The organism is Rhodobacter maritimus (assembly GCF_058747975.1).
Genome location: NZ_CM179095.1, coordinates 343767 through 365367, shown reverse-complemented (window position 1 = coordinate 365367; position 21601 = coordinate 343767). Strand labels below are relative to the sequence as shown.

Sequence of the window (21601 nt, the reverse complement as noted above, 5' to 3'; positions counted from 1 at the left end):
AGCACTGGTCGCCGGGCAGCGATGTTGCAGTTCAAAGCGTTGAACGAAGTGAATCCGGCGGGTGGATTGTATCTGGCGTCTTGGCACCCAACGGCATTTGCCCAGACTGTGGATTGCATTCACGCCGACGTCATGGCTGAGCCGCTCAAACACGGCAGTCACACGGGCCACATGCCCTTGGGTTTCTCGAAAAGGGGGGATGCCGCCGTGGCGTGTGACCGCCTCAGGGCCAGCGTTGTACGCCGCAAGGGCCAGAGAGCCCTCGCCGAACTGGTCGAGCATCATCAGCAAGTAGCGGGCTGATCCGTCGAGGTTCTGCGCAATGTCATGTGGGTCCACGCCGAGGTCGCGGGCGGTATCCGGCATAAGCTGGCCAAGGCCTATGGCACCGACAGGGCTACGTGCAGCCGGATTGTATGCGCTCTCGACTTCGATATTGGCCCGGTAAAGGAGCGCCCAATCAGTGACGGAAAGCCCTGCGCGACGCAGCGCACCATGCCCGGCATAGCGCAGAGCGGTGGTCTCGATCGCATGGAGGATTTCTGGAGTGGCGCGGGCGGCAGATCGGGCCGGGATCGCTGTCTCGCTCGTTGCGTCAGGAACGCGAGGTTCTGCGAAGAGAAAAAGGCGCCCGTTTGCCTCTTGAGAAGAGGAAATCAATTGGCCGTCTGGGCCAACCGAAAAGATGAAACCGTCGGCCAGGGCCGGGGGCGCGGAACAAACGCCTGTACCCAAAGCCGCGACGAGCGCAGTCGCGCGGTCAGCTGCCTTTGACCGGAGGCGCGGCGTGGCGCTCGCGGCCACCTTCTTCAAGTGGGATGCTAGCGGTCGTACAGCCCATGTCGGCCAGGAAACTGACAAGGCCAACGATGGTTTTGAAGTCGCGGAGCTTGAGGACGCTTCGGCTGGTGACGAGCATCTTATCGTCACGCCCATCAGTGGCGACGGCGCGGATGACCCACGAGCCGTACCAGCTGTTATGGCGCTTCTCTGCTCTCTCCTTGCAGACCACCTCAATGAGGTAGCCCTCGGCGAGCAAGCCGCGCAGTCCGTCTTCTGTAACCACATTCGGGGCTTCTTCTATCATGGCCTTCCCTTGGGTCCTTGTTCTGCCTGGGTGCAGTATCAGGCCCACGGGGTCGCAACACCGTGAGCGATACAAAACAACATTAATGATAGCAAGACAATAATAACGTGTTGACGAAGTTCGCCTTGCTCCGATAACGGTGATAGCCGACAGAATGATAATCTTAAAGGCGGCAAAGGAGTTTTGCCCTGCGGTTGTTTATTGCGCGCAACGCACCGTTGCTGTTCGCGTTCCTGCTTGGAAGCATCCTGCGTGGCCGCGAGGCAGACCCGCTCCCTGCATGGATCGACGACGCGATCGAAACCGACCTGGCGCCCATCGTGCGCTTCGCACGCACATTGAACCGGGATTTCGATGCGGTAAAAAACGCTATCGAGATGCCCTGGAGCAACGGCCAAGCAGAAGGTCAGATTAATCGTCTGAAGACCCTCAAACGCGCCATGTACGGCCGAGCCGGGCCAGAACTGTTGAGGGCAAGAATGCTGCCCCTCCGCCACACAGATTGAGGCAGAAGGGAACTTCTCCTCGGACGGGGTGATCCTCGTCACCATCATGCGCAGTCATTCGGCGGACAGCCGTCTGATCTTCGAGCTGGCCGAGGAACCAAAGCCGGGGCAGGTGCGCGTGCTTCTGGATTTCGGTGGCAACACTGAGCTGCTGCATCTGGCAGAGTCGATCGCTGCGGCCGAGCTCTGGATCGCGCGCGAGGGATATCGCAACGCGCGGCTCGAGATCGTCGGCACCGAGGACGGCGAGAGGGCAGGGGGCGCGGACCTGGCCGCCTGAGCCCTGAAAATGCGTGAGGGGCCTGCCGAAGGGCGGGCCTCTCACCGACCGCACCCTCGTCCCGCGATGCCGCGGGGCGCCAGAGGATCCATCCCCGAAGACGGAGGTCTTCAACCAATAGCCTGCCCGGGAGGCCGGCGGCGTTCCAAGCATCAGCGGGACAATCGGCTCCTGACGTTGGGGGACCATCCCCCGCTCGCCATTCCCTTCCTTGCCCCGAATCCCGTCTTCGAGATCAACCCGCGAGGGGTCGGACTACGGACAAGCCCGTGCCGCCGGGCGGATTCGGACGAGCCGAACGCACCCGGTGATGTCAGCCAGTCTTCGGGCCTGCGGGGTCCTGTCGCGCGGGGGATGGTCCCCCGCCTCCAAGACAGGAGCCAAACAGATGTCCCGAAAAGATGCTCACGCCTTCGCCGCCTCCCTCGCCGCCACGCTCATGGTCTCGATCGTCGTCTTCCAGGCAGGGGATGGAACCTTCGGCGCTGTCCCCGCCGATGAAATCGACGGCGACGAGGTCGTGATCGTCTCGGAATACGATCCCTTCGGGTGAGGCTTCGGCCTCACTTTCCGAGGGCCCGGCACGGCGCGGATGCGCCTCCGGGCCTATCGCCGAAAGAGTGATCGGCGGTGCCGATCTGAGGAACGCCTGTGTGCCACCTGTGCACGTCGTAGGACGCGATGGGCGGAGAGCGGACGGTCGCTGCGCAAAGGATGGAGGTCAGCAATGCGGACTTTGCTGCCGTTGCCCTACCGGGTCTTTGCTGACGCAGCATTCACTCGCAGGTGCGGCACATTTGTTGTTGCAACGCAGCTGGCGTCGCCAATCCGGTCATTCGCTGGTATTGTTTTGGCCGCAACCGAGACTGTACGTTCGCTGCCGCCTGATCAGACAATCGAGACGCGGACAAACCGGACTTGTGGGGTTGCGGCTAGTGCTGCCGCAGAATGTCTTCACATGCGCCGCGAGGATATTTGGCGACGCGGCGAATTTCACCAAACCGGTCATTTAAGCCATGCCAACGTGCGGATATCATTTTCGTCACTCGCCACTTTTATCCTCTACGGTATCAATGCGCGTAAAAGCTAACCATTGCTGCAAGAGTCCCGGTGTCGGCCAATGGAACATCGCGACCTTTTTCGTGATCGGCCGTATTGCTCTACGACATCGAGCAACGTATCTGCGCGGTTTCGCAGTTCATCGCCCAAAGCTCATTCAAATCCTTTGCGGAAACCAGGCGCTGCGAGACGGTATACCTCGCGGACGGCGTCGCCGGTCTTCGTGTCCGGATACGCCGCGGGATCACAGTGAAGCGGAAAACGAATTTCCACTTCTCCACCCAGTTCGGCCTCCGCCCGCGCGCCCAGCTCATCGAACAGATGTAGCATCTTTCGATTGTCCTCGTGGATCAGCGCGACGAAGTGCGTGACCCCATGAGCCACCGCTTGGCAGGCAAGCGCGCCGATCAGGACACTGCCGAGACCAAGACCCTGATGGCTATCGACCACCGTGACCGCGATCTCGGCCGCGTGTCGCTGATCCGGCAGCCGCACATAGCGCGCGATTCCCACCGGCTGTGACGGTTCGATGTCGATGTCCAAGGCGCCCATGGCGACGTGATCGTCGCCATGGCTGGTCGTAAAGAAGTCAAGATCGCGGTCGCTGAGCCCGCTCTTGGGAGCGAGAAACCGGAAGTAGCGCGAGGCTTGCGACAAATGCGCGAAACCGATCTCGAGCAAGTGCCTGTCTGCAGGTTTAACAGGACGGATAAGAACCCGTCCGCCGTTCCGCAAGGTTGTTTCAAAAGCACCTTTAACCATGGCTTCTTCACGCTTCCATGCCCAGTTGAACTAGGTTCCAGCGAACCACCTGGGTGATGACGGCTTCCTCATTTTCGGTGCGGCAAAAGTAGGCATCGCTGAGGGGAGTATGGACGACCGTGTTTCCACGCGCGTCGGCATCGCCGGGCAAAAAATCTGCCTATATGCCCGGTACACCGCAGTCATTCGCATCCAGTTCAAGAACCGGATCATTCGGGCCGCATTCTTCACCACTGACAGAGTAGTGCCCGGGTTCGGTGCATCCGGCGACTGCAAGTGCCAAAGCTACCAGCGTGATCTGTGTTAGTGTTTTCATGGCTTTACCTTTCTCTGGTTGGTTGCCGTTTTGAAATTTTCGAAATCCGCCTTCGCTCGGAGCGCCCATTGGAGTTCCGGGCCTTGTTCTCCGGATCAGTCAGGTGGATTTAGTGAACTGTGGCCATGGTCACCCTGAAACGCTTGAGTGCGATGAAGAAGAAGACGGCGCCGAGCGCGACCATGACCGCCATGTCGGGCCAAACGATGTCCAGTCCCGCTCCGCGATAGAGAATGGCTTGCGAAAACGCCACGAAATGTGTCGACGGTGACAACTGCATGACGTTCTGAAGCCAGACCGGCATGCTCTCCATCGGCGTCGTGCTGCCGGACAGGAGATTCATGATCACGAGAACCGGGAGCGACAACAGACCGAATTGCGGCATCGACGTGGTGAAGGTGGCCAGCAGGATACCGAGCCCCGTGACCGAGGCAAGATAAAGCACCGCCCCGGATACGAAGAGCGGGATCGACCCCGCGATCGGAACCTCCAGCACGGTCTGCACGACGATCCAGAGCGACAGGATGGCAGCGACAACGATCGCAAGGCCATTGGCCCATATCTTGGCGACCATGATCTCGGACGGGGTGACCGGCATCACCAGCAAATGTTCGATCGTGCCGTGTTCGCGCTCGCGGATCAGCGCGGCGCCGGTCAAAAGCACGGACAGGATGGTGATGTTGTTGATGATCTGCATCACGGATGAAAACCAGACGGAATTCAGGTTCGGATTGAACTTTGTCCTGACGACCAGGTCGATCGGCAGTGTCGTTGCGGTGTCGTCGCCGGAAACGAACTTGGCGACTTCGGCGCGGATAATCTGCTGAAGGAACACCGAACCGTTACCGGCCTGCGCCATTGCGGTGGCATCGACGTTAAGCTGCACCTGAGGCTTGAGGCCGTTCAGAACGTCAGCCTCGAAACTGGGCGGAAAGGAAAGGACAAACACGAACTTGCCGCTGTTCATCACGCTTTCGATCTCGTCGGCCGAGATCTCCTGTGGCGGATTGAATTCGGGTGGTAGGATCGCGCCCAAAATGCGCCCCGTCAGTGCCGAACGGTCCTGGTCCACATAGGCGACGGAGGCGTTCGAGACCTCAAGCTTGGCGCCGGTCGCCACCGAATAGACGGCGAAGCTGAACACATAGACGATCAGCAGAATCAGCACGGGATCGGCGCGTAGGCTGTTGAGTTCCTTGAGGCCAAGCCGAAAGACATTGGTAAGCCATTGCCACATGTCATGCCTCCTGCTTGTTCAAGGCAAGGACTGACACCGCGATGAACAACGCCACAAAGCCCGCCAGAGCGGCGTGGTTGAGCCAGAGCTCCGGCAATCCGAGGCCTTTGGTGAAGGTGCCGACGCTGATCTGCTGATACCAGGACGATGGGAAGGCCAGCCCGATCAACCGGCCGCCGCCCGAAAGCGAGGACACCGGCACCAGTAGGCCCGAGAAATTGACGGCCGGAATGATCGAGATAACGGCGGCGGCAAAGGTTGCCGCTACTTGCGTGCGCGTAAATGTCGAGACCAGCACACCAAAGCCCGTTGTCGCCAGCACGTAAAGCAATGTGCCGACAAGGAGCGCCAGGACAGAGCCTTTGACCACTACGCCGAAGACGCCATAGGAGACGATGATCAGCGAGGCAAAGCTGAGCATGGCAATCACGACATACGGCAGCTGTTTGCCCAGAATGAACTCGGTTCGCGTCACCGGCGTCGAGCGGAAATTGGCGATCGAACCGGTTTCCTTTTCCCGCACGACCCCCATCGCCGCCATCATCGCCGGGATCAAAACCAGCATCAGCATGATGACCGAAGGGATCATCGCGAAGACGCTCTTGAACGCTTGATTGTAGCGAAACCGGGTTTCAACAGAGGCTGCGGACGGATCGAAGGCATGGCCATAAAGCCGCTCGATCTGATCGGACATGTAGGATGCTGCGAGCCCTTGCAGATAACCGCGCGTCGTTTCCGCCCGGAACGGCATGGCACCGTCAACGGCAACGCGGACTTCGGGTTGGTCACCGCGCAGCAGGGATTTTCCGAACCCTGGCGGCACCTCGACCGCGACAACAAATTCGGAGGTTTTCATGCGGGCATCAAGCTCGATCACACTGGCCGCTGCCGGCCTTTCAGCGAAGTAGGGTGAGCCGGAGAAGCTCTCCATCAGTTCCCGGCTTTCGGCGCTCTGATCACGATCGAAAACCGCAAAGGGCAGGTCTTGCACGTCGAATGATATCCCGTAGCCGAAAGTGAGCATCAGGATGACCGGGCCCAAAAATGCGAAGGCAAGGCGCATCGGATCACGCAAAATCTCGATCGACTCGCGGCGCGCGAAGGCCCAAAGCCGGGCAATGTCGAAGAGGCGATCTGGTTTTTGCTGCCTTTCCGGCAACTTGGTTGCTGGTCTCTGGGATGCGGTGCCGCCAGCATCGCCTGCCGCTTCGCGCAGATATCCCACAAATGCTTCTTCGAGGTCATCGGTGCCTTTGCTGCGGGCCAGTTCCGCAGGCGTACCGATCGCCAAGACCTTTCCCGCATGCATCAATGAGATGCGATCGCATCGCTCCGCCTCGTTCATGAAATGGGTCGAGACGAAAATTGTCACGCCCTCGTCGCGCGACAGTTTGATCAGATGCTGCCAAAACCCGTCCCGCGCGACCGGATCGACGCCCGAGGTAGGTTCGTCCAAGATCAAAACCTCCGGCGCGTGGATCACCGCGACGGCAAGCTGAAGGCGCTGACGGATGCCCAGCGGCAGGCCGTCCGGCCGTTTGTCCGCGTCCTCGGCCAGATCGAAATCATGCAGCATCTGTGCGACCCGCTCTGCGCGGGTCTCGATCGGCAACTGGTAGAGCCGTGCATGAAGCTCAAGGTTCTGGCGGACGGTCAATTCACCATAGAGCGAAAAGGCCTGCGACATGTAGCCGACCCGCTGCCGGGTCGCCATGTCGTCCGGATTCAGCGCCTCACCGAACAGAAGCGCCTTGCCTTCGCTGGCCTTCTGTAGTCCGGTCAGCATCTTCATGGTGGTGGTCTTGCCGCAGCCGTTGGAGCCGAGGAATCCGAAGATCTCACCCGGCTCGATCTGGAATTCGACGTGATCGACCGCGGTGAAATCGCCGAAGTGGCAGGTCAGGCCTTTCGCCTCGATGGCAGGTGGGCCGCTGACAGGTTGGCGCGGCGGTACTTCGACTATGCGGTGGCCCTGCCGGTCCGCCTCGGGCAGCATAGCGATGAAGGCCTTTTCCAGTGTCGGTTGCCCGGCAGCGTTTCGGATCTCGGTCGGCAATCCCGTCGAGATCACCTCTCCCGCATTCATTGCTGCAAGCCAGTCAAAGCGCTCCGCCTCTTCCATATATGCGGTGGCCACGATCACGCTCATCGCCGGGCGTTCTTCGCGGATATGGTCGATCAGATCCCAGAACTGCTGGCGCGACAGCGGATCGACGCCGGTGGTCGGTTCGTCAAGGATCACCAGGTCTGGATCATGGATCAGGGCCGAGCAGAGCGAGAGTTTCTGCTTCATCCCGCCGGACAGCTTGCCTGCGGGCCGGTCCGGGAATGGGTCAAGCCCGGTGGCAGCCAACAAATTGGTGATGCGGGTGCGGCGTTCGGCTTCCGACTGGCCAAAGAGTCTGCCGAAAAAATCCAGGTTTTCATAGACCGAAAGCGTCGGGTAAAGGTTCCGGCCCAGACCCTGCGGCATGTAGGCGATGCGATGGTTACAAGCCCTGAGATGGTCACGCGCGGTGATGTCGCCGCCCAGCACGGTCGCGCCGCCGGTTTGCAGTTTGCGCACGCCGGCGATCAACGCCAGCAAGGTGGATTTCCCAACCCCGTCCGGGCCGATCAGCCCCGCCATGCAGCCCGCCGGGATATCCAGCGTGACGTCGGACAGGGCCGAAGTTTCGCCATAGCGGTGCGTCACAGATGACAGGCTGGCGACCGGCGGGGGTGTCATTGCGGCAACTTCACCTGAAGGGCATCGGGCCAATCGACGGTATCGTCGACGCGCACATAGCCGACACCCGCCACGCCCGCCTTCGCCTGTTCCTGGTATTCTTCCAACAACTCCGCCGGGATAGTCAGCTTCACTCGGAACATCAACTGGTCGCGTTCATCGGCGGTTTCCACCGATTTCGGGGTGAACTGGGCGGTGCTGGCGACAAAAGTAGCCTGGGCCGGGATCACGTAGTCGGGAATTGGGTCAAGGACAATCCGCGCCTCAGCCCCGATGGCCAGCAGGCCAGCGTCGCGCGCGGGAAGAAAGATCGTCATGTAGATGTCGGTCAGATCAGTCAGCGTCACGACCCTGCCGCCGGCGCCGACGACTTCCCCGGCTTTGGCGAGGGTGTATTGAACTCGCCCATCGTGCGGAGCCACCAGAGCTGCATCGGCCCGGATGCTTTGCAGTCGCTCAACTGTTGCCTCGGCCGACGCAATCGTGGCAGTTGCAAGGTCGATGCCTGCTCGGGCGGCGGCCACTCCGGCATCTGCGGTTGTCAGGGCGGATTTTCTTTGATCGACTAGCTCCTGTGGCGCATGACCCTTTGCCGCAAGTTGCTCGGCGCGGGCAAATTCCGCCTGTGCGAATTCCTGTTCGGACAGGCGTTGGTTCAGCAGGGCCTCGGTTTGCAGTTTCTGCTGCTCTGCCTGGGCGACGGCGGCCTTGGCCTGGCGCAACTGGGCGTCGATCTCGGCGGTGTCCATAATCGCCACCAGATCTCCCGCCTCGACCCACTGGCCCTCGGAAACGCGAACCTCGGCGATACGCCCCGGAAGCTTGGCCGCCACATCGATACGCTCTGCCTCAATCCGCCCGTTCGAGCGGACGATGCCGACCGGGAGCTCTGCGGTTTGGCTGTCCAACCAGAATATGTATGCACCGCCCAAAAGCACGCTGAGGATGACAGCAACTGTGCCATAGCGTTTCCATTGCATTGGTCTTCTCCTCATCTCGGCACCCGTGAAATCAGCAAGGCTTCCTGAACTTAGTCTTGCTGCAACGCCGCGTAAACACATGCTGCATTGCAGTATTTACATGACCGATATGCCAAACTGTCGGATGCGTCGGCAGGGTTTCGTGCCTACCTTGAAACGAACAATCCAGCGTCTAACGCCGATTCAACTTTGGCGATTTGATCGAAATCAATGATCGTTAAACGGGCATCGCTAAACCGGCGCGGACCATACAGAAGGTGCCAAGCGATGGGCCATGCAATACCCAAAGCCGCCAATATGCCCCACGAGATTAGCGCCAAGGCCGGGTCGGGCGGAAAAATACTTGGTTTCTCTGATCCTCTGGATTCGCCGAAACAGGAAGCTGGCAATAAGCCATTTCCGGATACCGATCTGCCTGAGTTTTTGGATCGCGCGCTGAAAGCCCGGATGGGCAAATTTACAATGGGTCTGTCGCCCGCGGCACTCGCCGGTGCCTATCTGGACTGGTTGGCGCATCTGGCAACATCTCCCGGAAAGCAGTTCGAATTGTCGGAGAAGGCGTTTCGAAAGTGGATGCGGCTTGCACGCTATGCGGCGACGTGCGCCGTCAACAGCGATGAAACCGCTCCCTGTATCGAGCCATTGCCGCAAGACCGGAGGTTCCGCGGGGACGCCTGGCAGAAATGGCCTTACAACCTGTTCTACCAGTCCTTCCTTCTCAATCAGCAATGGTGGCACAACGCGACAACAGGCGTACGCGGCGTCACCAGACAACACGAAAACGTCATGGAATTCGCAACCCGGCAGTTCCTCGATGTGTTTTCGCCGTCGAACTATTTTCTGACCAATCCGGAAGTGCAGGAAAAGACCCTGGAGGACGGCGGGCAGAACCTGGTGCGCGGCTTTCAGAACTGGCTCGACGATCTGGACCGCCTGCAAAACGACAAGCCACCAGCCGGGGCCGAAGCCTACCGGCCCGGCCACGAGGTTGCCGTGACGCCCGGCAAAGTGGTCTATCGCAACCATCTGATTGAGCTCATTCAATACACGCCGACCACTGACAAGGTCAGACCGGAACCCATCCTGATCGTACCGGCGTGGATCATGAAATACTACATCCTCGACCTCTCGCCCGAAAACTCGATGGTGAAGTTCCTGGTCGACCAGGGCTATACGGTCTTCATGATCTCATGGCGCAATCCGGGTGCCGAGGATCGCGATCTGGGGCTCGACGACTACCGCAAGATGGGCGTCATGGATGCAATCGGCGCGGTGCAGGGCATTGTGCCGGATCAGAAAATCCACGGCGTCGGCTACTGCCTCGGCGGCACGCTGCTGTCCATCGCCGCCGCCGCCATCGGCCGCGACGGCGGCGATCCGTTCGCATCGCTGAGCTATTTCGCCTCGCAGATCGACTTTACCGAGCCGGGCGAGTTGCAGCTGTTCATCAACGAAAGCCAATTGACCTTCCTCGAAGACATGATGTGGGATCAGGGATATCTCGACACCACGCAGATGTCCGGGGCCTTCCAGATGATCAATTCCGTGGATCTGGTCTGGTCGCGGATCCTTCACAGCTACCTGATGGGCGACGAACCGGCGATGTTCGACCTTCTGGCTTGGAACGCGGACGGCACGCGGATGCCGTTCCGGATGCATTCGGAATACCTCCGGTCGCTCTATCTGAACAACGAGTTGACCGAAGGGCGCTTCGTCGTCGAGGGACGTCCGATTTCGGTGACCGACATCCGGGTTCCGGTGTTTTCCGTCGGCACGGTCAAGGACCACGTGGCGCCCTGGCCATCGGTCTACAAGATGCATCTCTATCTCGATACCGATCTGACTTTCGTGCTGACCAGCGGTGGGCACAATGCCGGCATTGTTTCGGAGCCCGGCCACAAGAACCGCAGCTATCAGATTGCCACGACACGCCATGATGACCGCTATGTCGATCCCGAAAGCTGGGCCGCACAAACACCGAAGAAGGATGGCTCGTGGTGGCTGGAATGGGTGTCCTGGCTTGAAGAACGGTCAGGCAAGCCTGTCCCCCCGCCCGCCATGGGCAATGCCCTGGCCGACGCGCCGGGAACCTACGTTCATCAGAAATAGACACCTGCCGCACAACAAAGAGAAGAACAGAGATGGGCTTGCTTGACGGAAAACGCGGTCTCGTGGTCGGGATCGCAAACGAACATTCGATCGCCAGCGGCTGCGCGCGCGCTTTCCATCGGGAGGGGGCCGAACTTGCAGTTACCTACCTCAATGAAAGGGCGCGACCCTTTGTGCAACCGGTCGCCGAGGCGCTGGACGCTGAAATCTTCATGCCGCTGGATGTCACAGCCGACGCGGACATGGATGCGCTGTTCGAGGCCATTGCCTCCTCTTGGGGGCAGCTTGATTTCGTCCTGCACTCGGTCGCCTATTGTCCGAAGGAAGACCTGCACGGCAATGTTGTCGATTGTTCGCGGGAAGGCTTTGGCGCAGCGATGGACATCTCGGTTCACTCGTTCATGCGGCTCGCGCGCAGGGCGCGACCGCTGATGAAGGCTGGGGGCTGCCTGCTGACGGTCAGCTATTACGGTGCCGAAAAGGTCGTCGACCAATACAACGTGATGGGGCCAGTGAAAGCGGCGCTGGAGGCCAGCGTGAAATACATGGCGGCTGAACTCGGACCTGAAGGCATCCGGGTCAATGCCCTGTCGCCGGGCCCGCTGATGACACGCGCGGCCTCGGGAATTGCACATTTCGATGCGCTGATCGACGAGGCTCGGGCGCGCGCGCCGCAGCAGCGGCTGGTGACCACCGAGGATGTCGGCAACATGGCCGCGGGCCTTGTCAGCGATGCCGCGCGCAATGTAACCGGCAACATTTCTTACGTCGACGCCGGATATCACGTCATGTCCTGAACCAAAGGAGAGAATTCATGACCAAGAAGTCTATCAACTGGACGCCGGACACCACCTTTCCGACCGGCAAAGGCGCCACCGAACAACGTTTCACCGCAACTGTCGGCAATGATGAACTGGAGATCAACACCCATCCCTGGGGCGAGGCCGATCTGAAGATCAACGACAAGCAGGTTGCCCATGTCGACGGCGATCTTTCCGGCGGCGACGCCTTTCGGGACGTCGAGGCGGTCGCCGAAAAAATCGAGGCCGACAAGAAATCCGACCGAGAATAGGTCGGATGCACTCCGTATGCCGGCCTGGTGCACAGGAGCTGCCCCATGCAATACATTGAAAACAAGATATTCGACGAAATCGAGATTGGCGACAGCGCGGAGCTGACCCGCAAGCTAAAGACCGATGACATCGAGCTTTTCGCGGTGATGTCGGGCGATGTGAACCCGGCCCATGTCGACGAGGAATACGCCCGCTCGGACATGTTTCACGAAGTCATTGCGCATGGCATGTGGGGCGGCGCGCTGATCTCGGCTGTTCTGGGCACCGAACTGCCTGGCCCCGGCACGATCTACCTCAACCAGAATCTCAGCTTTCGTCGGCCCGTAGGGTTGGGCGATACCGTGACGGTTCGCGTGACCGTGGCGTCGAAGGATGCCGAGACCAAGCGGCTGAAGCTTGACTGCCTTTGCGTCAATCAGGACGGTGAGACCGCGATAACGGGGCAGGCCGAGGTCATTGCACCGACCGAAAAAGTCCGCCGTCCCCGCATCGTCCTGCCCGAAGTGCATCTGCATGAACGAGGCGCACGCTATCGCGATCTGATCGCTGCGACACATGCGATGGCGCCGGTTCGCACTGCGGTTGTCCATCCTTGCGACGCACTGTCACTGACAGGCGCGCTGGAGGCGGCAAGCCAGGGGCTGATCGTTCCGATCCTTGTCGCACCCAGGGCAAAACTCGATGTGGTTGCCGAAGAAGCCGGCCTTAGCCTTGAAGGTATCGAGATCGTGGATGTCCCGCACAGCCACGCCGCCGCCGAGCGCGCCGTCGCGCTTGTCCGCAACGGCAAGGCCGAAGCATTGATGAAAGGCAAGCTGCACACCGACGAATTGATGGACCCTGTCGTTGATCGCGACACGGGCCTGCGCACCGAACGCCGGATGAGTCACATCTTCGCGCTCGACGTGCCGCACTATCCCAAACCGCTCTTCGTGACCGACGCGGCGATCAACATCTTTCCCGATCTCGGTACCAAACGCGACATCGTGCAAAACGCCATCGATCTGGCACGGGCGCTCGGGGTTGACCGGCCGAAGGTCGCGATCCTGTCGGCGGTGGAAACGGTCTATCCGAAAATCCCGTCGACAATCGAAGCAGCGGCACTTTGCAAGATGTGGGATCGAGGCCAGATCACGGGCGGAGTGCTCGACGGTCCCCTGGCCTTCGACAACGCCGTGTCGAAGTCGGCTGCAGCGGCCAAGGGCATCGTCTCGGAAGTGGCAGGCGACGCCGATATCCTTGTCGTGCCCGATCTCGAGGCAGGCAACATGATCGCCAAGCAGCTGATTCACCTTGCCGGCGCCGAGGCTGCGGGGATCGTTCTTGGTGCTCGTGTCCCGATCATCCTGACCAGTCGGGCCGACGGCGTGATGTCGCGGCTTGCCTCGTCGGCAATGGCACAGCTCTACATCCACCATGCGAAACAGGTCGTGTCATGACGGACGTCGTACTGGTTCTCAATGCCGGTTCGTCGAGTATCAAGTTCGCCGTCTACCCGAGAGGTGCGAACACGGCTCCTCTGATCCGCGGCAAGGTGGCGGGTGTCGGACGTGATCCCGTCTTCTCTGCAATTCGCGCCGATGGTGCCGCGATCGACATGGACATGCCGAAGAACATCGACGCCGCAGCCGATCATCAAGAGTTGATATCGCTCCTTCTGGATTGGCTGGCACAGCATCGTGCGGACAGAAGACTTGTCGCCGTCGGGCACAGAGTCGTTCACGGTGGACGTGATTTCTCCAAGCCAGTTGTCGTCGATGACGCAGTTCTGAGCCAGCTGGAACGACTGATTCCCCTCGCACCGCTGCATCAGCCACACAACCTTGCTGCCATCCGCGCAATATCGCGGTTGCAGCCCGCACTACCCCAAGTCGCCTGTTTCGACACGAGCTTTCACCGAACACAGGACCCGCTTGCCCAACTGTTCGCCCTGCCGCGGGATCTGAGCGATGAAGGGGTTATCCGCTATGGCTTTCACGGGCTCTCCTATGAGTATATCGCAGAAATTCTGCCCGATCATCTTGGCGAAAGGGCCGAGGGCCGGGTGATCGTCGCTCATCTCGGTAACGGCGCCAGCATGTGCGCCATGAAGAACCGGCAAAGTGTCGAGACAAGCATGGGGTTTACGGCGCTTGACGGGCTGATGATGGGGCGGCGCTGTGGCGCGCTGGATGCGGGCGTCGTTCTGTACCTAATGCAAAGCAAGGGTCTGAACGCGACCGAGATCGAGACGCTGCTCTACCGCCGCTCCGGGCTTCTCGGTGTGTCGGGGATCAGCAACAATATGTGGGATCTGGAACAAAGCGACGATCCAAGAGCTCGCGAGGCGATCGAGTTGTTCTGCTTCCGGGCGGCCAGCGTTCTTGGCGGCCTGGTCACGGCGCTTGGCGGGCTTGACGCGATCGTTTTCACGGCAGGGATAGGTGAAAATTCAGCGCAGGTCCGCAGGTTGATCTGTGACCGAATTGCATATCTCGGTGTCGATCTGGATCCAAGCTGCAATGACGGCAATTCGCTTTGTATTAGTTCCGCGCAATCCTCCGTTGATGTGCTGGTTTTGCCAACGGATGAAGAAACCGTCATAGCCAACGCCACGAACGAAACGGTCGCGCTCAGGTAGACGAGTAATTGGCTTCTTGCCCAGAACACACGGCCGCAACCTCCCCGGGGAAGTATGTGGCGAACCTCTGCGCCTGGACTTTTCAGGGCCAGTCGCAAATAGCGGGAAAATCCGCGCTGTGGAAGTTCGTGATTTCAGATTTGCTGTAGCCAGCGTGAACGACCAGTTTTCCTGCTGCGTGGCAGCGCATTCTCTTACGCCCTTGCGGCATTATTCCTGCTGCGAGCACGCGCAGCGAGAAACTGGCACTTCCGGTTTGGGCTCCAAGTGGACCTTCGTTGCAATGAAGTCGAACGGCAGCTCCGGGCCGATCGCGAAGATTCAGCCTTCAACTGATGGCTAGGTCGCTCGCGGTCTTCCCCGCCTCCAACGCCTCCACGAACCACTGCGGTTTGCGCCCCCGACCGGACCAGGTGAGCGCCGGGTTCTCAGGGTGCCGGTACTTTGGTGCGGCAGGTGCACGAGAGGATTTCGTCTCGGCGACGACGAGTTCGGCCAGGGAATAACCCAGATCCCGGGCGAGAGCTTCCACCTTGGCGCGGGCTTCCGCCTTCTGCCGATCCTCATAGGTGGAAATCGCCTTGGCAACGTCCTTCTGCATTTTCTTCAGCTCGCCGAGCGACAGTGCCTCGAGATCGTAATCAGCCATTGATGCGGTCCGTGTCCTGAATGTCCCGATATCGATAGCCCGTCGCGACAGGGGGCCGCAACTCCCGCAAGGCAAGGGCAGGGGTGGCAAAGGTTGTTGGTCGCCATATCGCCACCAGGGAGGTGTTGAACTGGGGGTCACACAGTCCCGATTGGCAAGGAGACATGGTCTGTCATGGGCTCCCCGCATCTCTCTGTCTTCTGGGCCATCCCTTCGACTGACAAATCCCCTATTCTGCCAAACTCTCCGATGACCTACGGATGGATATTGCTCGTCGGGCTTCAATCCGCTGATCAAGCCAAGCTGGCGGGAAACATAAACTCGTTGGTTTTTGATTATTGCCTTCGAAACAGCCTGAGCCAGCCGAGCATTCCGCAGGGAACTTTCGAGCAATGCCCAGTTTGCCCGCCTGAATTCTACACCGAACCTCGCGTTGCCTTCATCACGCCGAAGGTGCTGGAACTCACCTACACCTCGCACAGCCTCGCCCCCTTCGCCCGCGATCTGGGCCATGACGGCCCGCCCTTCGCCTGGGACGAGGACCGCCGCGCCCTCCTGCGCGCCGATCTCGACGCCTTCTACGCCCGCGCCTACGGCCTGACCCGCGACGAGCTGCGCTACATCCTCGACCCCGCCGACGTGAAGGGCCCCGACTACCCCTCGGAAACCTTCCGCGTCCTCAAGGAAAAGGAAATCCGCCAACACGGCGAATACCGCACCCGCCGACTCGTCCTCGAAGCCTGGGACCGGATGGAAGCGAACGGCGAATTCACGGCGATGGGGATGTAGGGGATGCACCCATACCTCAAGGCGGCCCTGTGGATCGGGTTTGTCGTGGCGCTGTTCATGATCTTCCCGGCATTGCTCGTCATCGCCTTGTTGATCCTGCTGTGGTGGTTGATTTCAAACCTGACCGAACACGGGCCGAAATGGATCTGGTGGCAGCGGGATGCGCTGTTCTTGAGGCTTGGCCGGTTCCGGTGGTTCGGCAGGCTGCCTGCGGTGTCTGGCACCCTGCGCCGTGTTCAAGCGGAAGATGAGCGCCGGAAGGAAGAGGCACGACGCAAACAAGCCGAGGCCGATGCCCGAGAACAGGCAGAGCGCGACAGAGCCCGGAAGGAACACGATGCGCTGGTAGAACGGCCGATCCCCCCGGATATCCAGCGGGACATGCGCGCCTTTCTGGACGGCTCCTTCGTCGGCGAGGACCGCTCGCCCTTGGCTTATGTGGGTTACAGGGTAGGAAAAACTCGCGGCCTTGCCAGCCGTGAACGGCAAAGGCGGTTGGACGTCTGCTTCCGGATCGAGATCCCGGCCGACCTTGATGCAAAATACCAGGCCTGGGGCGCTCCTGCGACGCACCAACGATTTCACTCAATCGACAAGCATCTGAAAATGCTGGCCGACTTGCGAGGCGGTCGCAGCAACCAGAGATTTGCCGTCGCTGACTGGGAGGAAGACCGGACGTGGTTTCAGAGCGAATTCCGTGAGCTTGCCGGGTTGCTGCAACGCCATCCACCACGGCGCTATTGGTGAGGTCGCGCGATGATCCTTGAAAGCCGCCAATCCTTCGTGACCCGCCAGGAATGCGACAAGGTTACCTACCAGAACGGCTTCCGGCGCCCTCATGGCGAAATCGATGGGTGGCAGCGGTACAGTTCGACGACCGCGCAGGGGTCGATCTGGCTTGCTCGGGACATTTCCGGTCCGTGGCTCCTCGCCCTGGATCACGCCGGGGTCATTGCAGAGATCGGGATTGAGGCGTCTGATGCTGCAGGACCAGGCCTCGCGCGTTTCCGGTTTGCCTCTCTGCCACAGCTTTATGGCGTGATGCCAAGAGTTTACGAGCTTGCCGCAAGCCTTCCCGACGCACCACTTCAGGAGTTTCTTCACCGCACAAAGAACTTGCCGAAGACGACGGAGGCGGAACGCCTTGTGGTTCAGCGTGTCGGCCAGAACATCTTTCGTGAGCGTCTGATCAAATACTGGCGGGGGCGATGCCCTCTGACCGGGATTGTCGACAAGCCGCTTCTCCGTGCCTCTCACATCAAGCCATGGCGCGACTGTGAAAACGACGCAGAGCGTCTGGATGTCCATAACGGCCTGCTTCTGTCGGCTCTTTGGGATGCCGTATTCGATAGCGGTCTGGTTACCTTCGGCGATGACGGTAGTCCGGTCTTTTCGAAAAGCCTCAGCGATCAGGGGCGTGCCGCACTTCATTTTAACGGTCCAATCGTCTTGACCGACGAACACCGAAGGTTTCTGAACTGGCACAGAAGCTGTGTTTTCTCTGATTAGAATATCTGCGGATGCCCGGCCCACGGATGCTAAAAGATATGGCGATAAGACGAACTCTGGGCAAAGAGAGTCACGAACCTAACGCTGAGTCTTCAAGTGAAATCAAGATGATGGGTTTTATGATGGGTAATTCTGGATCAAACAGAATTATGCAAATGAAATCAAAGGCAAATGGCGGACCCGGAGCGATTCGAACGCCCGACCCCCAGATTCGTAGTCTGGTGCTCTATCCAGCTGAGCTACGGGTCCGCTGTGGAGGTGGGATTTAGCCCCCGCGCCGGGGCTTTGCAAGGGCTAAAACGCCCCGCATGTCATTCCCCGCCCAATTCTTGCCGCGCGGGCCGCGCCTCAGCCCGCCGGGGCGGCAAGGGCAAGCTCCTGCGGCAGGTGCAGCTTGAACTCCGTCCCGTCGGAATCGGTGCGCACCAGTTCCAGCCGCCCGCCATGGCCGCGCACCAGTTCGGCCGCGATGGCAAGGCCAAGCCCGGTGCCGCCCTTGCGCGTGCCGCCCGAGAAGGGCTTGAACAGGTGGTCGCGCGCGCGTTCGGGCAGGCCGGGGCCGGTATCCTGCACGCGGATCCACCAGCCGTCCGGTTCTTCACCGGCGCCGATCTCGATCGTGCCGGGCTGGCCCGTGGCCTCGATCGCCTGGCGGGCGTTGCGCACAAGATTCGACAGCACGCGGTAAAGCTGTTCGCGGTCCGCGCGAATCACGAGGTTGGGGGCGATGTCGGTGACGAACTCGACCGGGGTGGCATCGGCGGTGCGCGGCTCTCCCTCGACCACATCGGCCACAAGGCCCGACAGCATGAAGCGCGACAGGCTGGGCGGGGGTTCCTCGGCGCGCCCGAAGGCCAGCGTGGTTTCGCACAGGTTCACCGCGCGCGAGATCGAGTTGACCAGCTTGGGCGCCGCGCGCTGCACCGCCGGGTCGTCGCTTTCCTCCATCCGGTCGGCGAAAAGCTGGGCCGTGGTAAGGATGTTGCGCAGATCGTGGCTGATCTTGGCCACCGCCTGCCCCAGCTGGGCCAGCCGCTCTTTCTGGCGCAACGCGGCGGTCAGCTGTTTTTGCATCGAGGCAAGCGCATCCTCGGCCACGCGCAGCTCTGCGATGCGGGCCTCGGGGGCGATGATGCGGCGCGCGTCCTCGGGCGCCTCGGCATAGGCCGACATATGCGCCACGACCCGCTTGATCGGGTTCACCATCAGCCGCCGCACCGCAAGGAACAGCAAGACCGCCGTCAGCACCGAGATCACCGCCGAAAGCGTCAGCAGGCGCAGCCCGTATTCGATCATCTCAAGGCGCATCGGCGCGGTTTCCATGGTGACCTCGATCAGCAACCCGCCCTGGCGCACCGGATCGCCGATGACCCGGATCACCCGGTTGTCGGACTGCACAAGCAGGGCCAGCGCATCGCCGATCCGGCTGACCGGCGTGGCCTCGCGCAGGTCATAGGTGGCCGAAATCGCGTTCGGAATCGGTGAGGACAGGATCAGCTGGCGCACCGCATCGCGGCGCAGGACCACGTTGAACACGCCGGCATTCTCCAGCAGTTCGGACTCAAGCTCGGGCGCGATCAGCTCATCCGTCGTCAAGAGCGCAAGCGAGGCGATCTGTGCACGCTCCAGGCGCGTCAGAAGATAGTCCTGCCGGAAATTTCCCAGGGATGGCAAAAGGATAAGAATCTCCGCCAGCATGACGAACACCGTCGTCAGCATCAGGAAACGCCCGGAAAGAGTATTCAGCGCCATACACAACCCGCTTGGACAGGGCCGCCGGACCGTCATGGCCCGCCGGCCCCCGCCACCTTCGTATTTGCAAGAGATACCAAACCCTTCGCCGAATAAATAGGTGCGCCGACGCTCCGGCGAAAGCCCGCCACCCGTTGAAGCATTTCCGTGATCGCGCTTTCTGCCCGACAGGGCGCGAAAAATCCCGCCAGAGAATTGACTTGGCGGGCAAGCCCGACTAAAGACCGGGCTTCGAATGACAGCGGCTCTCGAATCCGGACGGTTTTGGGTGCCTGAACCGGAGTGATCGCGATGAAACGCACTTTTCAGCCGTCGAACCTTGTTCGCGCCCGCCGCCACGGCTTCCGCGCACGGATGGCGACCAAGGGTGGCCGCCGGGTGCTGAACGCCCGCCGCGCCAAGGGTCGCAAGGTTCTTTCGGCCTAAGGCCGGAACGGCCCGCAAGGCATGACACCGCCGGAGGCTCCCGTGACTGGCCCAGAGGGTCGGAGCGCGGGAAGCGCACCGGCGGTTTCCGTTTGTCCGAAGGCCATGGTTTCGCCAAGGATCGAGACCCTGCGCAAGCGTGCGGATTTCCTGCGTGCCGCATCCGCCCGGCGGCAGGGTACCGCGGGCTTCCTGCTTCAGGCGCGCCAACGCGCCCCGGAGGATGCCGCCGCGCCCGATCTGGTGCGCGTGGGCTATACCTGCTCGAAAAAGATCGGCAATGCGGTGGCGCGCAACCGCGCCAAGCGCCGCCTGCGCGCGATTGCGCGCGCGGTCCTGCCCCGCCTTGCCCTGCCCGGATGGGATTACGTTCTGGTCGGCCGCCCCGAGGCCACGATCGCGCGCGACTTCGCCGCCCTGATCGCGGATCTGGAGCGCGCCCTGCCCGAGATCCATTCCGACCGCCCGCGCAAGCCGCGCCCAGATGGCGGCCCCGCCTCCGCGAAAGGCCGCCGCAGGGGGCGCGGATGAGCCCCCTTGCCCACGCCCTTGCCCTGCCCGTGCGTGCCTACCGGCTGATCCTCAGCCCTTGGGTCGGGCATGGCTGCCGCTATCAGCCCACCTGCTCGGCCTATGCGCTCGAGGCGCTGGAAAAGCACGGCGCGATCAGGGGTGGCTATCTTGCCGCGCATCGCATCTGCCGCTGCCATCCCTGGGGCGGGCATGGCTACGACCCCGTTCCGCCAGCCAAGGACGATCCCGATGCTTGACGACGACGCCACCCCGATCCACCCGCTGTTCGCGGGCGCCCCTTCGTCCACCGGGTTCCGCAAGCTGCGCAAGCGCATCGTGCGCGAAACCCGCGACGCGATCGAGAAATACGGCATGATCGAACGCGGCGCCCGCTGGCTGGTCTGCCTGTCGGGCGGAAAGGACAGCTACACCCTTCTGGCCGTGCTGCACGAATTGCAGTGGCGCGGGCTTCTGCCGGTCGAGCTTCTGGCCTGCAACCTCGATCAGGGGCAACCGGGCTTTCCCGCCACCGTCCTGCCCGAATTCCTCGAACGCATGGGCGTGCCGCACCGGATCGAATACCAGGACACCTATTCGGTGGTGATAGACAAAATCCCGCAGGGCCGCACCTATTGCAGCCTGTGCTCGCGGCTGCGGCGCGGCAACCTTTACCGTATCGCCCGCGAGGAAGGGTGTTCGGCCGTGGTTCTGGGCCATCACCGCGACGACATCCTGGAAACCTTCTTCATGAACCTTTTTCACGGCGGACGGCTGGCCACGATGCCGCCCAAGCTGGTGAACGAGGAAGGCGATCTGTTCGTCTATCGCCCCCTGGCCTTCGTAGCCGAGGCCGATTGCGCGAAATTCGCCACCGCGATGAACTATCCGATCATTCCCTGCGATCTTTGCGGCTCTCAGGACGGGTTGCAGCGCCAGCAGGTCAAGCAGATCCTTGACGGGTGGGAGGCGCGCACGCCCGGACGGCGGCAGGTGATGTTCCGCGCGCTGATGAACGCGCGGCCCTCGCATCTTCTGGACCCCGGCCTGTTCGATTTCGCGGGCCTGATGCGCGGGGCGGAGAGCGGCGAAGATCCTCTGCAATCGACTAAAATGCCGCCGAAACTCCGCGATCCGGATTAACCCCTCGCTGACCCTTGGCCGCTAGCGTGACCCCGGCGGGCATGTGCCCGGCGGGATGCAGGGGGA

21 protein-coding genes, 1 tRNA gene and 3 pseudogenes are annotated in these 21601 nt (G+C 61.2%); 15 read left to right on the top strand and 10 right to left on the bottom strand.

What is annotated here, in order from left to right; translation table 11 throughout:
* Positions 1-138: 138 nt before the first annotated feature.
* Together AC4PTO_RS01860 and AC4PTO_RS01855 are read right to left on the bottom strand one after the other, a co-directional pair.
* Positions 139-804 (bottom strand): annotated as a pseudogene (locus AC4PTO_RS01860) (lytic transglycosylase domain-containing protein); the annotation flags it as partial.
* Entirely contained in the window at positions 761-1087 is a 327-nt protein-coding gene (locus tag AC4PTO_RS01855; protein WP_010138156.1) for a hypothetical protein, read from the bottom strand. The gene AC4PTO_RS01855 and the pseudogene AC4PTO_RS01860, both read right to left, overlap by 44 nt.
* 245 nt (positions 1088-1332) lie before the next feature.
* On the opposite strand from AC4PTO_RS01855, the pseudogene AC4PTO_RS01850 reads away from it, so the two are divergent.
* The 3 genes and pseudogenes from AC4PTO_RS01850 to AC4PTO_RS01840 form a co-directional block, all read left to right on the top strand.
* Positions 1333-1593, top strand: a pseudogene (locus AC4PTO_RS01850) (transposase); the annotation flags it as partial.
* A 4-nt stretch (positions 1594-1597) separates the two neighbouring features.
* Positions 1598-1873, top strand: a pseudogene (locus tag AC4PTO_RS01845) (UCP036055 family protein); the annotation flags it as partial.
* A 388-nt stretch (positions 1874-2261) separates the two neighbouring features.
* Positions 2262-2426, top strand: coding sequence for a hypothetical protein (locus AC4PTO_RS01840; RefSeq protein ID WP_007803240.1), 165 nt, complete (start codon positions 2262-2264; stop codon positions 2424-2426).
* A gap of 659 nt (positions 2427-3085) precedes the next feature.
* Here AC4PTO_RS01840 and AC4PTO_RS01835 read toward each other — a convergent pair.
* From AC4PTO_RS01835 to AC4PTO_RS01815, 5 genes are all read right to left on the bottom strand, one after another.
* The gene (locus AC4PTO_RS01835; RefSeq protein WP_105234945.1) at positions 3086-3694 is read right to left on the bottom strand and encodes a GNAT family N-acetyltransferase; all 609 of its coding nucleotides are present in this window, start codon (positions 3692-3694) and stop codon (positions 3086-3088) included.
* Between the two features lie 160 nt (positions 3695-3854).
* On the bottom strand, positions 3855-4079 hold the full coding sequence (locus tag AC4PTO_RS01830; RefSeq protein WP_105234944.1) for a hypothetical protein: 225 nt from the start codon (positions 4077-4079) through the stop codon (positions 3855-3857).
* Positions 4080-4119: 40 nt separating this feature from the next.
* Positions 4120-5247, bottom strand: coding sequence for an ABC transporter permease (locus tag AC4PTO_RS01825; protein ID WP_105234943.1), 1128 nt, complete (start codon positions 5245-5247; stop codon positions 4120-4122).
* A 1-nt stretch (position 5248) separates the two neighbouring features.
* Entirely contained in the window at positions 5249-7975 is a 2727-nt protein-coding gene (gene rbbA, locus AC4PTO_RS01820) for a ribosome-associated ATPase/putative transporter RbbA (protein WP_105234942.1), read from the bottom strand.
* Positions 7972-8955 (bottom strand): HlyD family secretion protein, encoded by a 984-nt coding sequence (locus AC4PTO_RS01815; RefSeq protein ID WP_245918141.1) that lies wholly within the window; start codon positions 8953-8955, stop codon positions 7972-7974. The genes rbbA and AC4PTO_RS01815 overlap by 4 nt, the downstream gene beginning before the upstream one ends.
* A 267-nt stretch (positions 8956-9222) precedes the next feature.
* Here AC4PTO_RS01815 and AC4PTO_RS01810 point away from each other — a divergent pair, with 267 nt between their 5' ends.
* From AC4PTO_RS01810 to AC4PTO_RS01790, 5 genes are read left to right on the top strand one after another with little or no spacing between them, the layout of a single operon-like run.
* Positions 9223-11064, top strand: a complete 1842-nt coding sequence (locus tag AC4PTO_RS01810) for a PHA/PHB synthase family protein (RefSeq protein WP_211096435.1) — start codon at positions 9223-9225, stop codon at positions 11062-11064.
* Between the two features lie 32 nt (positions 11065-11096).
* On the top strand, positions 11097-11861 hold the full coding sequence (gene fabI / locus AC4PTO_RS01805) for an enoyl-ACP reductase FabI (RefSeq protein WP_105234940.1): 765 nt from the start codon (positions 11097-11099) through the stop codon (positions 11859-11861).
* A 17-nt stretch (positions 11862-11878) separates the two neighbouring features.
* Positions 11879-12136, top strand: a complete 258-nt coding sequence (locus AC4PTO_RS01800; RefSeq protein WP_105234939.1) for a hypothetical protein — start codon at positions 11879-11881, stop codon at positions 12134-12136.
* Between the two features lie 45 nt (positions 12137-12181).
* A complete protein-coding gene (locus tag AC4PTO_RS01795) occupies positions 12182-13576 on the top strand; it encodes a bifunctional enoyl-CoA hydratase/phosphate acetyltransferase (protein WP_105234938.1) in 1395 nt (464 codons plus the stop codon).
* On the top strand, positions 13573-14757 hold the full coding sequence (locus AC4PTO_RS01790; RefSeq protein ID WP_105234937.1) for an acetate/propionate family kinase: 1185 nt from the start codon (positions 13573-13575) through the stop codon (positions 14755-14757). The genes AC4PTO_RS01795 and AC4PTO_RS01790 overlap by 4 nt, the downstream gene beginning before the upstream one ends.
* A gap of 328 nt (positions 14758-15085) precedes the next feature.
* Here the strand turns inward: AC4PTO_RS01790 and AC4PTO_RS01785 are convergent, their stop codons facing one another.
* Positions 15086-15406 carry an H-NS histone family protein gene (locus AC4PTO_RS01785; RefSeq protein WP_492731316.1) on the bottom strand — a complete coding sequence of 107 codons (321 nt, stop codon included), beginning with the start codon at positions 15404-15406 and terminating at the stop codon, positions 15086-15088.
* 249 nt (positions 15407-15655) lie between these two features.
* On the opposite strand from AC4PTO_RS01785, the gene AC4PTO_RS01780 reads away from it, so the two are divergent.
* The 3 genes from AC4PTO_RS01780 to AC4PTO_RS01770 are packed head-to-tail and all read left to right on the top strand — an operon-like array spanning position 15656 to position 17704.
* Positions 15656-16195 (top strand): hypothetical protein, encoded by a 540-nt coding sequence (locus tag AC4PTO_RS01780; RefSeq protein ID WP_492731314.1) that lies wholly within the window; start codon positions 15656-15658, stop codon positions 16193-16195.
* A gap of 3 nt (positions 16196-16198) precedes the next feature.
* A complete protein-coding gene (locus AC4PTO_RS01775) occupies positions 16199-16942 on the top strand; it encodes a hypothetical protein (protein ID WP_492731313.1) in 744 nt (247 codons plus the stop codon).
* Positions 16943-16951: 9 nt separating this feature from the next.
* Positions 16952-17704: an HNH endonuclease gene (locus AC4PTO_RS01770; RefSeq protein ID WP_492731311.1), complete on the top strand. Its 753-nt coding sequence runs from the start codon at positions 16952-16954 to the stop codon at positions 17702-17704.
* Positions 17705-17876: 172 nt separating this feature from the next.
* On the opposite strand, the gene AC4PTO_RS01765 is transcribed toward AC4PTO_RS01770, so the two are convergent.
* Both AC4PTO_RS01765 and AC4PTO_RS01760 read right to left on the bottom strand, forming a co-directional pair.
* Positions 17877-17953: transfer RNA gene (locus tag AC4PTO_RS01765), tRNA-Arg, on the bottom strand.
* Between the two features lie 99 nt (positions 17954-18052).
* A complete protein-coding gene (locus AC4PTO_RS01760) occupies positions 18053-19456 on the bottom strand; it encodes a sensor histidine kinase (RefSeq protein ID WP_492731310.1) in 1404 nt (467 codons plus the stop codon).
* Positions 19457-19747: 291 nt separating this feature from the next.
* Here AC4PTO_RS01760 and rpmH point away from each other — a divergent pair, with 291 nt between their 5' ends.
* From rpmH to ttcA, 4 genes are read left to right on the top strand one after another with little or no spacing between them, the layout of a single operon-like run.
* Entirely contained in the window at positions 19748-19882 is a 135-nt protein-coding gene (rpmH, locus tag AC4PTO_RS01755; RefSeq protein WP_073061402.1) for a 50S ribosomal protein L34, read from the top strand.
* A 21-nt stretch (positions 19883-19903) separates the two neighbouring features.
* Complete coding sequence (gene rnpA, locus AC4PTO_RS01750) at positions 19904-20413, top strand: ribonuclease P protein component (protein ID WP_492731309.1); 510 nt, start codon at positions 19904-19906, stop codon at positions 20411-20413.
* On the top strand, positions 20410-20652 hold the full coding sequence (gene yidD, locus AC4PTO_RS01745) for a membrane protein insertion efficiency factor YidD (RefSeq protein ID WP_492731307.1): 243 nt from the start codon (positions 20410-20412) through the stop codon (positions 20650-20652). The genes rnpA and yidD overlap by 4 nt, the downstream gene beginning before the upstream one ends.
* The gene (gene ttcA / locus AC4PTO_RS01740) at positions 20645-21535 is read left to right on the top strand and encodes a tRNA 2-thiocytidine(32) synthetase TtcA (RefSeq protein WP_492731306.1); all 891 of its coding nucleotides are present in this window, start codon (positions 20645-20647) and stop codon (positions 21533-21535) included. The genes yidD and ttcA overlap by 8 nt, the downstream gene beginning before the upstream one ends.
* The last annotated feature ends 66 nt before the right edge of the window (positions 21536-21601 follow it).

Coding starts and splice junctions, on each gene's coding strand:
- AC4PTO_RS01855 (WP_010138156.1), bottom strand. CDS start 1,087: ATGATAGAAGAAGCCCCGAATGTGGTTACAGAAGACGGACTGCGCGGC.
- AC4PTO_RS01840 (WP_007803240.1), top strand. CDS start 2,262: ATGTCCCGAAAAGATGCTCACGCCTTCGCCGCCTCCCTCGCCGCCACG.
- AC4PTO_RS01835 (WP_105234945.1), bottom strand. CDS start 3,694: ATGGTTAAAGGTGCTTTTGAAACAACCTTGCGGAACGGCGGACGGGTT.
- AC4PTO_RS01830 (WP_105234944.1), bottom strand. CDS start 4,079: ATGGGCGCTCCGAGCGAAGGCGGATTTCGAAAATTTCAAAACGGCAAC.
- AC4PTO_RS01825 (WP_105234943.1), bottom strand. CDS start 5,247: ATGTGGCAATGGCTTACCAATGTCTTTCGGCTTGGCCTCAAGGAACTC.
- rbbA (WP_105234942.1), bottom strand. CDS start 7,975: ATGACACCCCCGCCGGTCGCCAGCCTGTCATCTGTGACGCACCGCTAT.
- AC4PTO_RS01815 (WP_245918141.1), bottom strand. CDS start 8,955: ATGCAATGGAAACGCTATGGCACAGTTGCTGTCATCCTCAGCGTGCTT.
- AC4PTO_RS01810 (WP_211096435.1), top strand. CDS start 9,223: ATGGGCCATGCAATACCCAAAGCCGCCAATATGCCCCACGAGATTAGC.
- fabI (WP_105234940.1), top strand. CDS start 11,097: ATGGGCTTGCTTGACGGAAAACGCGGTCTCGTGGTCGGGATCGCAAAC.
- AC4PTO_RS01800 (WP_105234939.1), top strand. CDS start 11,879: ATGACCAAGAAGTCTATCAACTGGACGCCGGACACCACCTTTCCGACC.
- AC4PTO_RS01795 (WP_105234938.1), top strand. CDS start 12,182: ATGCAATACATTGAAAACAAGATATTCGACGAAATCGAGATTGGCGAC.
- AC4PTO_RS01790 (WP_105234937.1), top strand. CDS start 13,573: ATGACGGACGTCGTACTGGTTCTCAATGCCGGTTCGTCGAGTATCAAG.
- AC4PTO_RS01785 (WP_492731316.1), bottom strand. CDS start 15,406: ATGGCTGATTACGATCTCGAGGCACTGTCGCTCGGCGAGCTGAAGAAA.
- AC4PTO_RS01780 (WP_492731314.1), top strand. CDS start 15,656: ATGACCTACGGATGGATATTGCTCGTCGGGCTTCAATCCGCTGATCAA.
- AC4PTO_RS01775 (WP_492731313.1), top strand. CDS start 16,199: ATGCACCCATACCTCAAGGCGGCCCTGTGGATCGGGTTTGTCGTGGCG.
- AC4PTO_RS01770 (WP_492731311.1), top strand. CDS start 16,952: ATGATCCTTGAAAGCCGCCAATCCTTCGTGACCCGCCAGGAATGCGAC.
- AC4PTO_RS01760 (WP_492731310.1), bottom strand. CDS start 19,456: ATGGCGCTGAATACTCTTTCCGGGCGTTTCCTGATGCTGACGACGGTG.
- rpmH (WP_073061402.1), top strand. CDS start 19,748: ATGAAACGCACTTTTCAGCCGTCGAACCTTGTTCGCGCCCGCCGCCAC.
- rnpA (WP_492731309.1), top strand. CDS start 19,904: ATGACACCGCCGGAGGCTCCCGTGACTGGCCCAGAGGGTCGGAGCGCG.
- yidD (WP_492731307.1), top strand. CDS start 20,410: ATGAGCCCCCTTGCCCACGCCCTTGCCCTGCCCGTGCGTGCCTACCGG.
- ttcA (WP_492731306.1), top strand. CDS start 20,645: ATGCTTGACGACGACGCCACCCCGATCCACCCGCTGTTCGCGGGCGCC.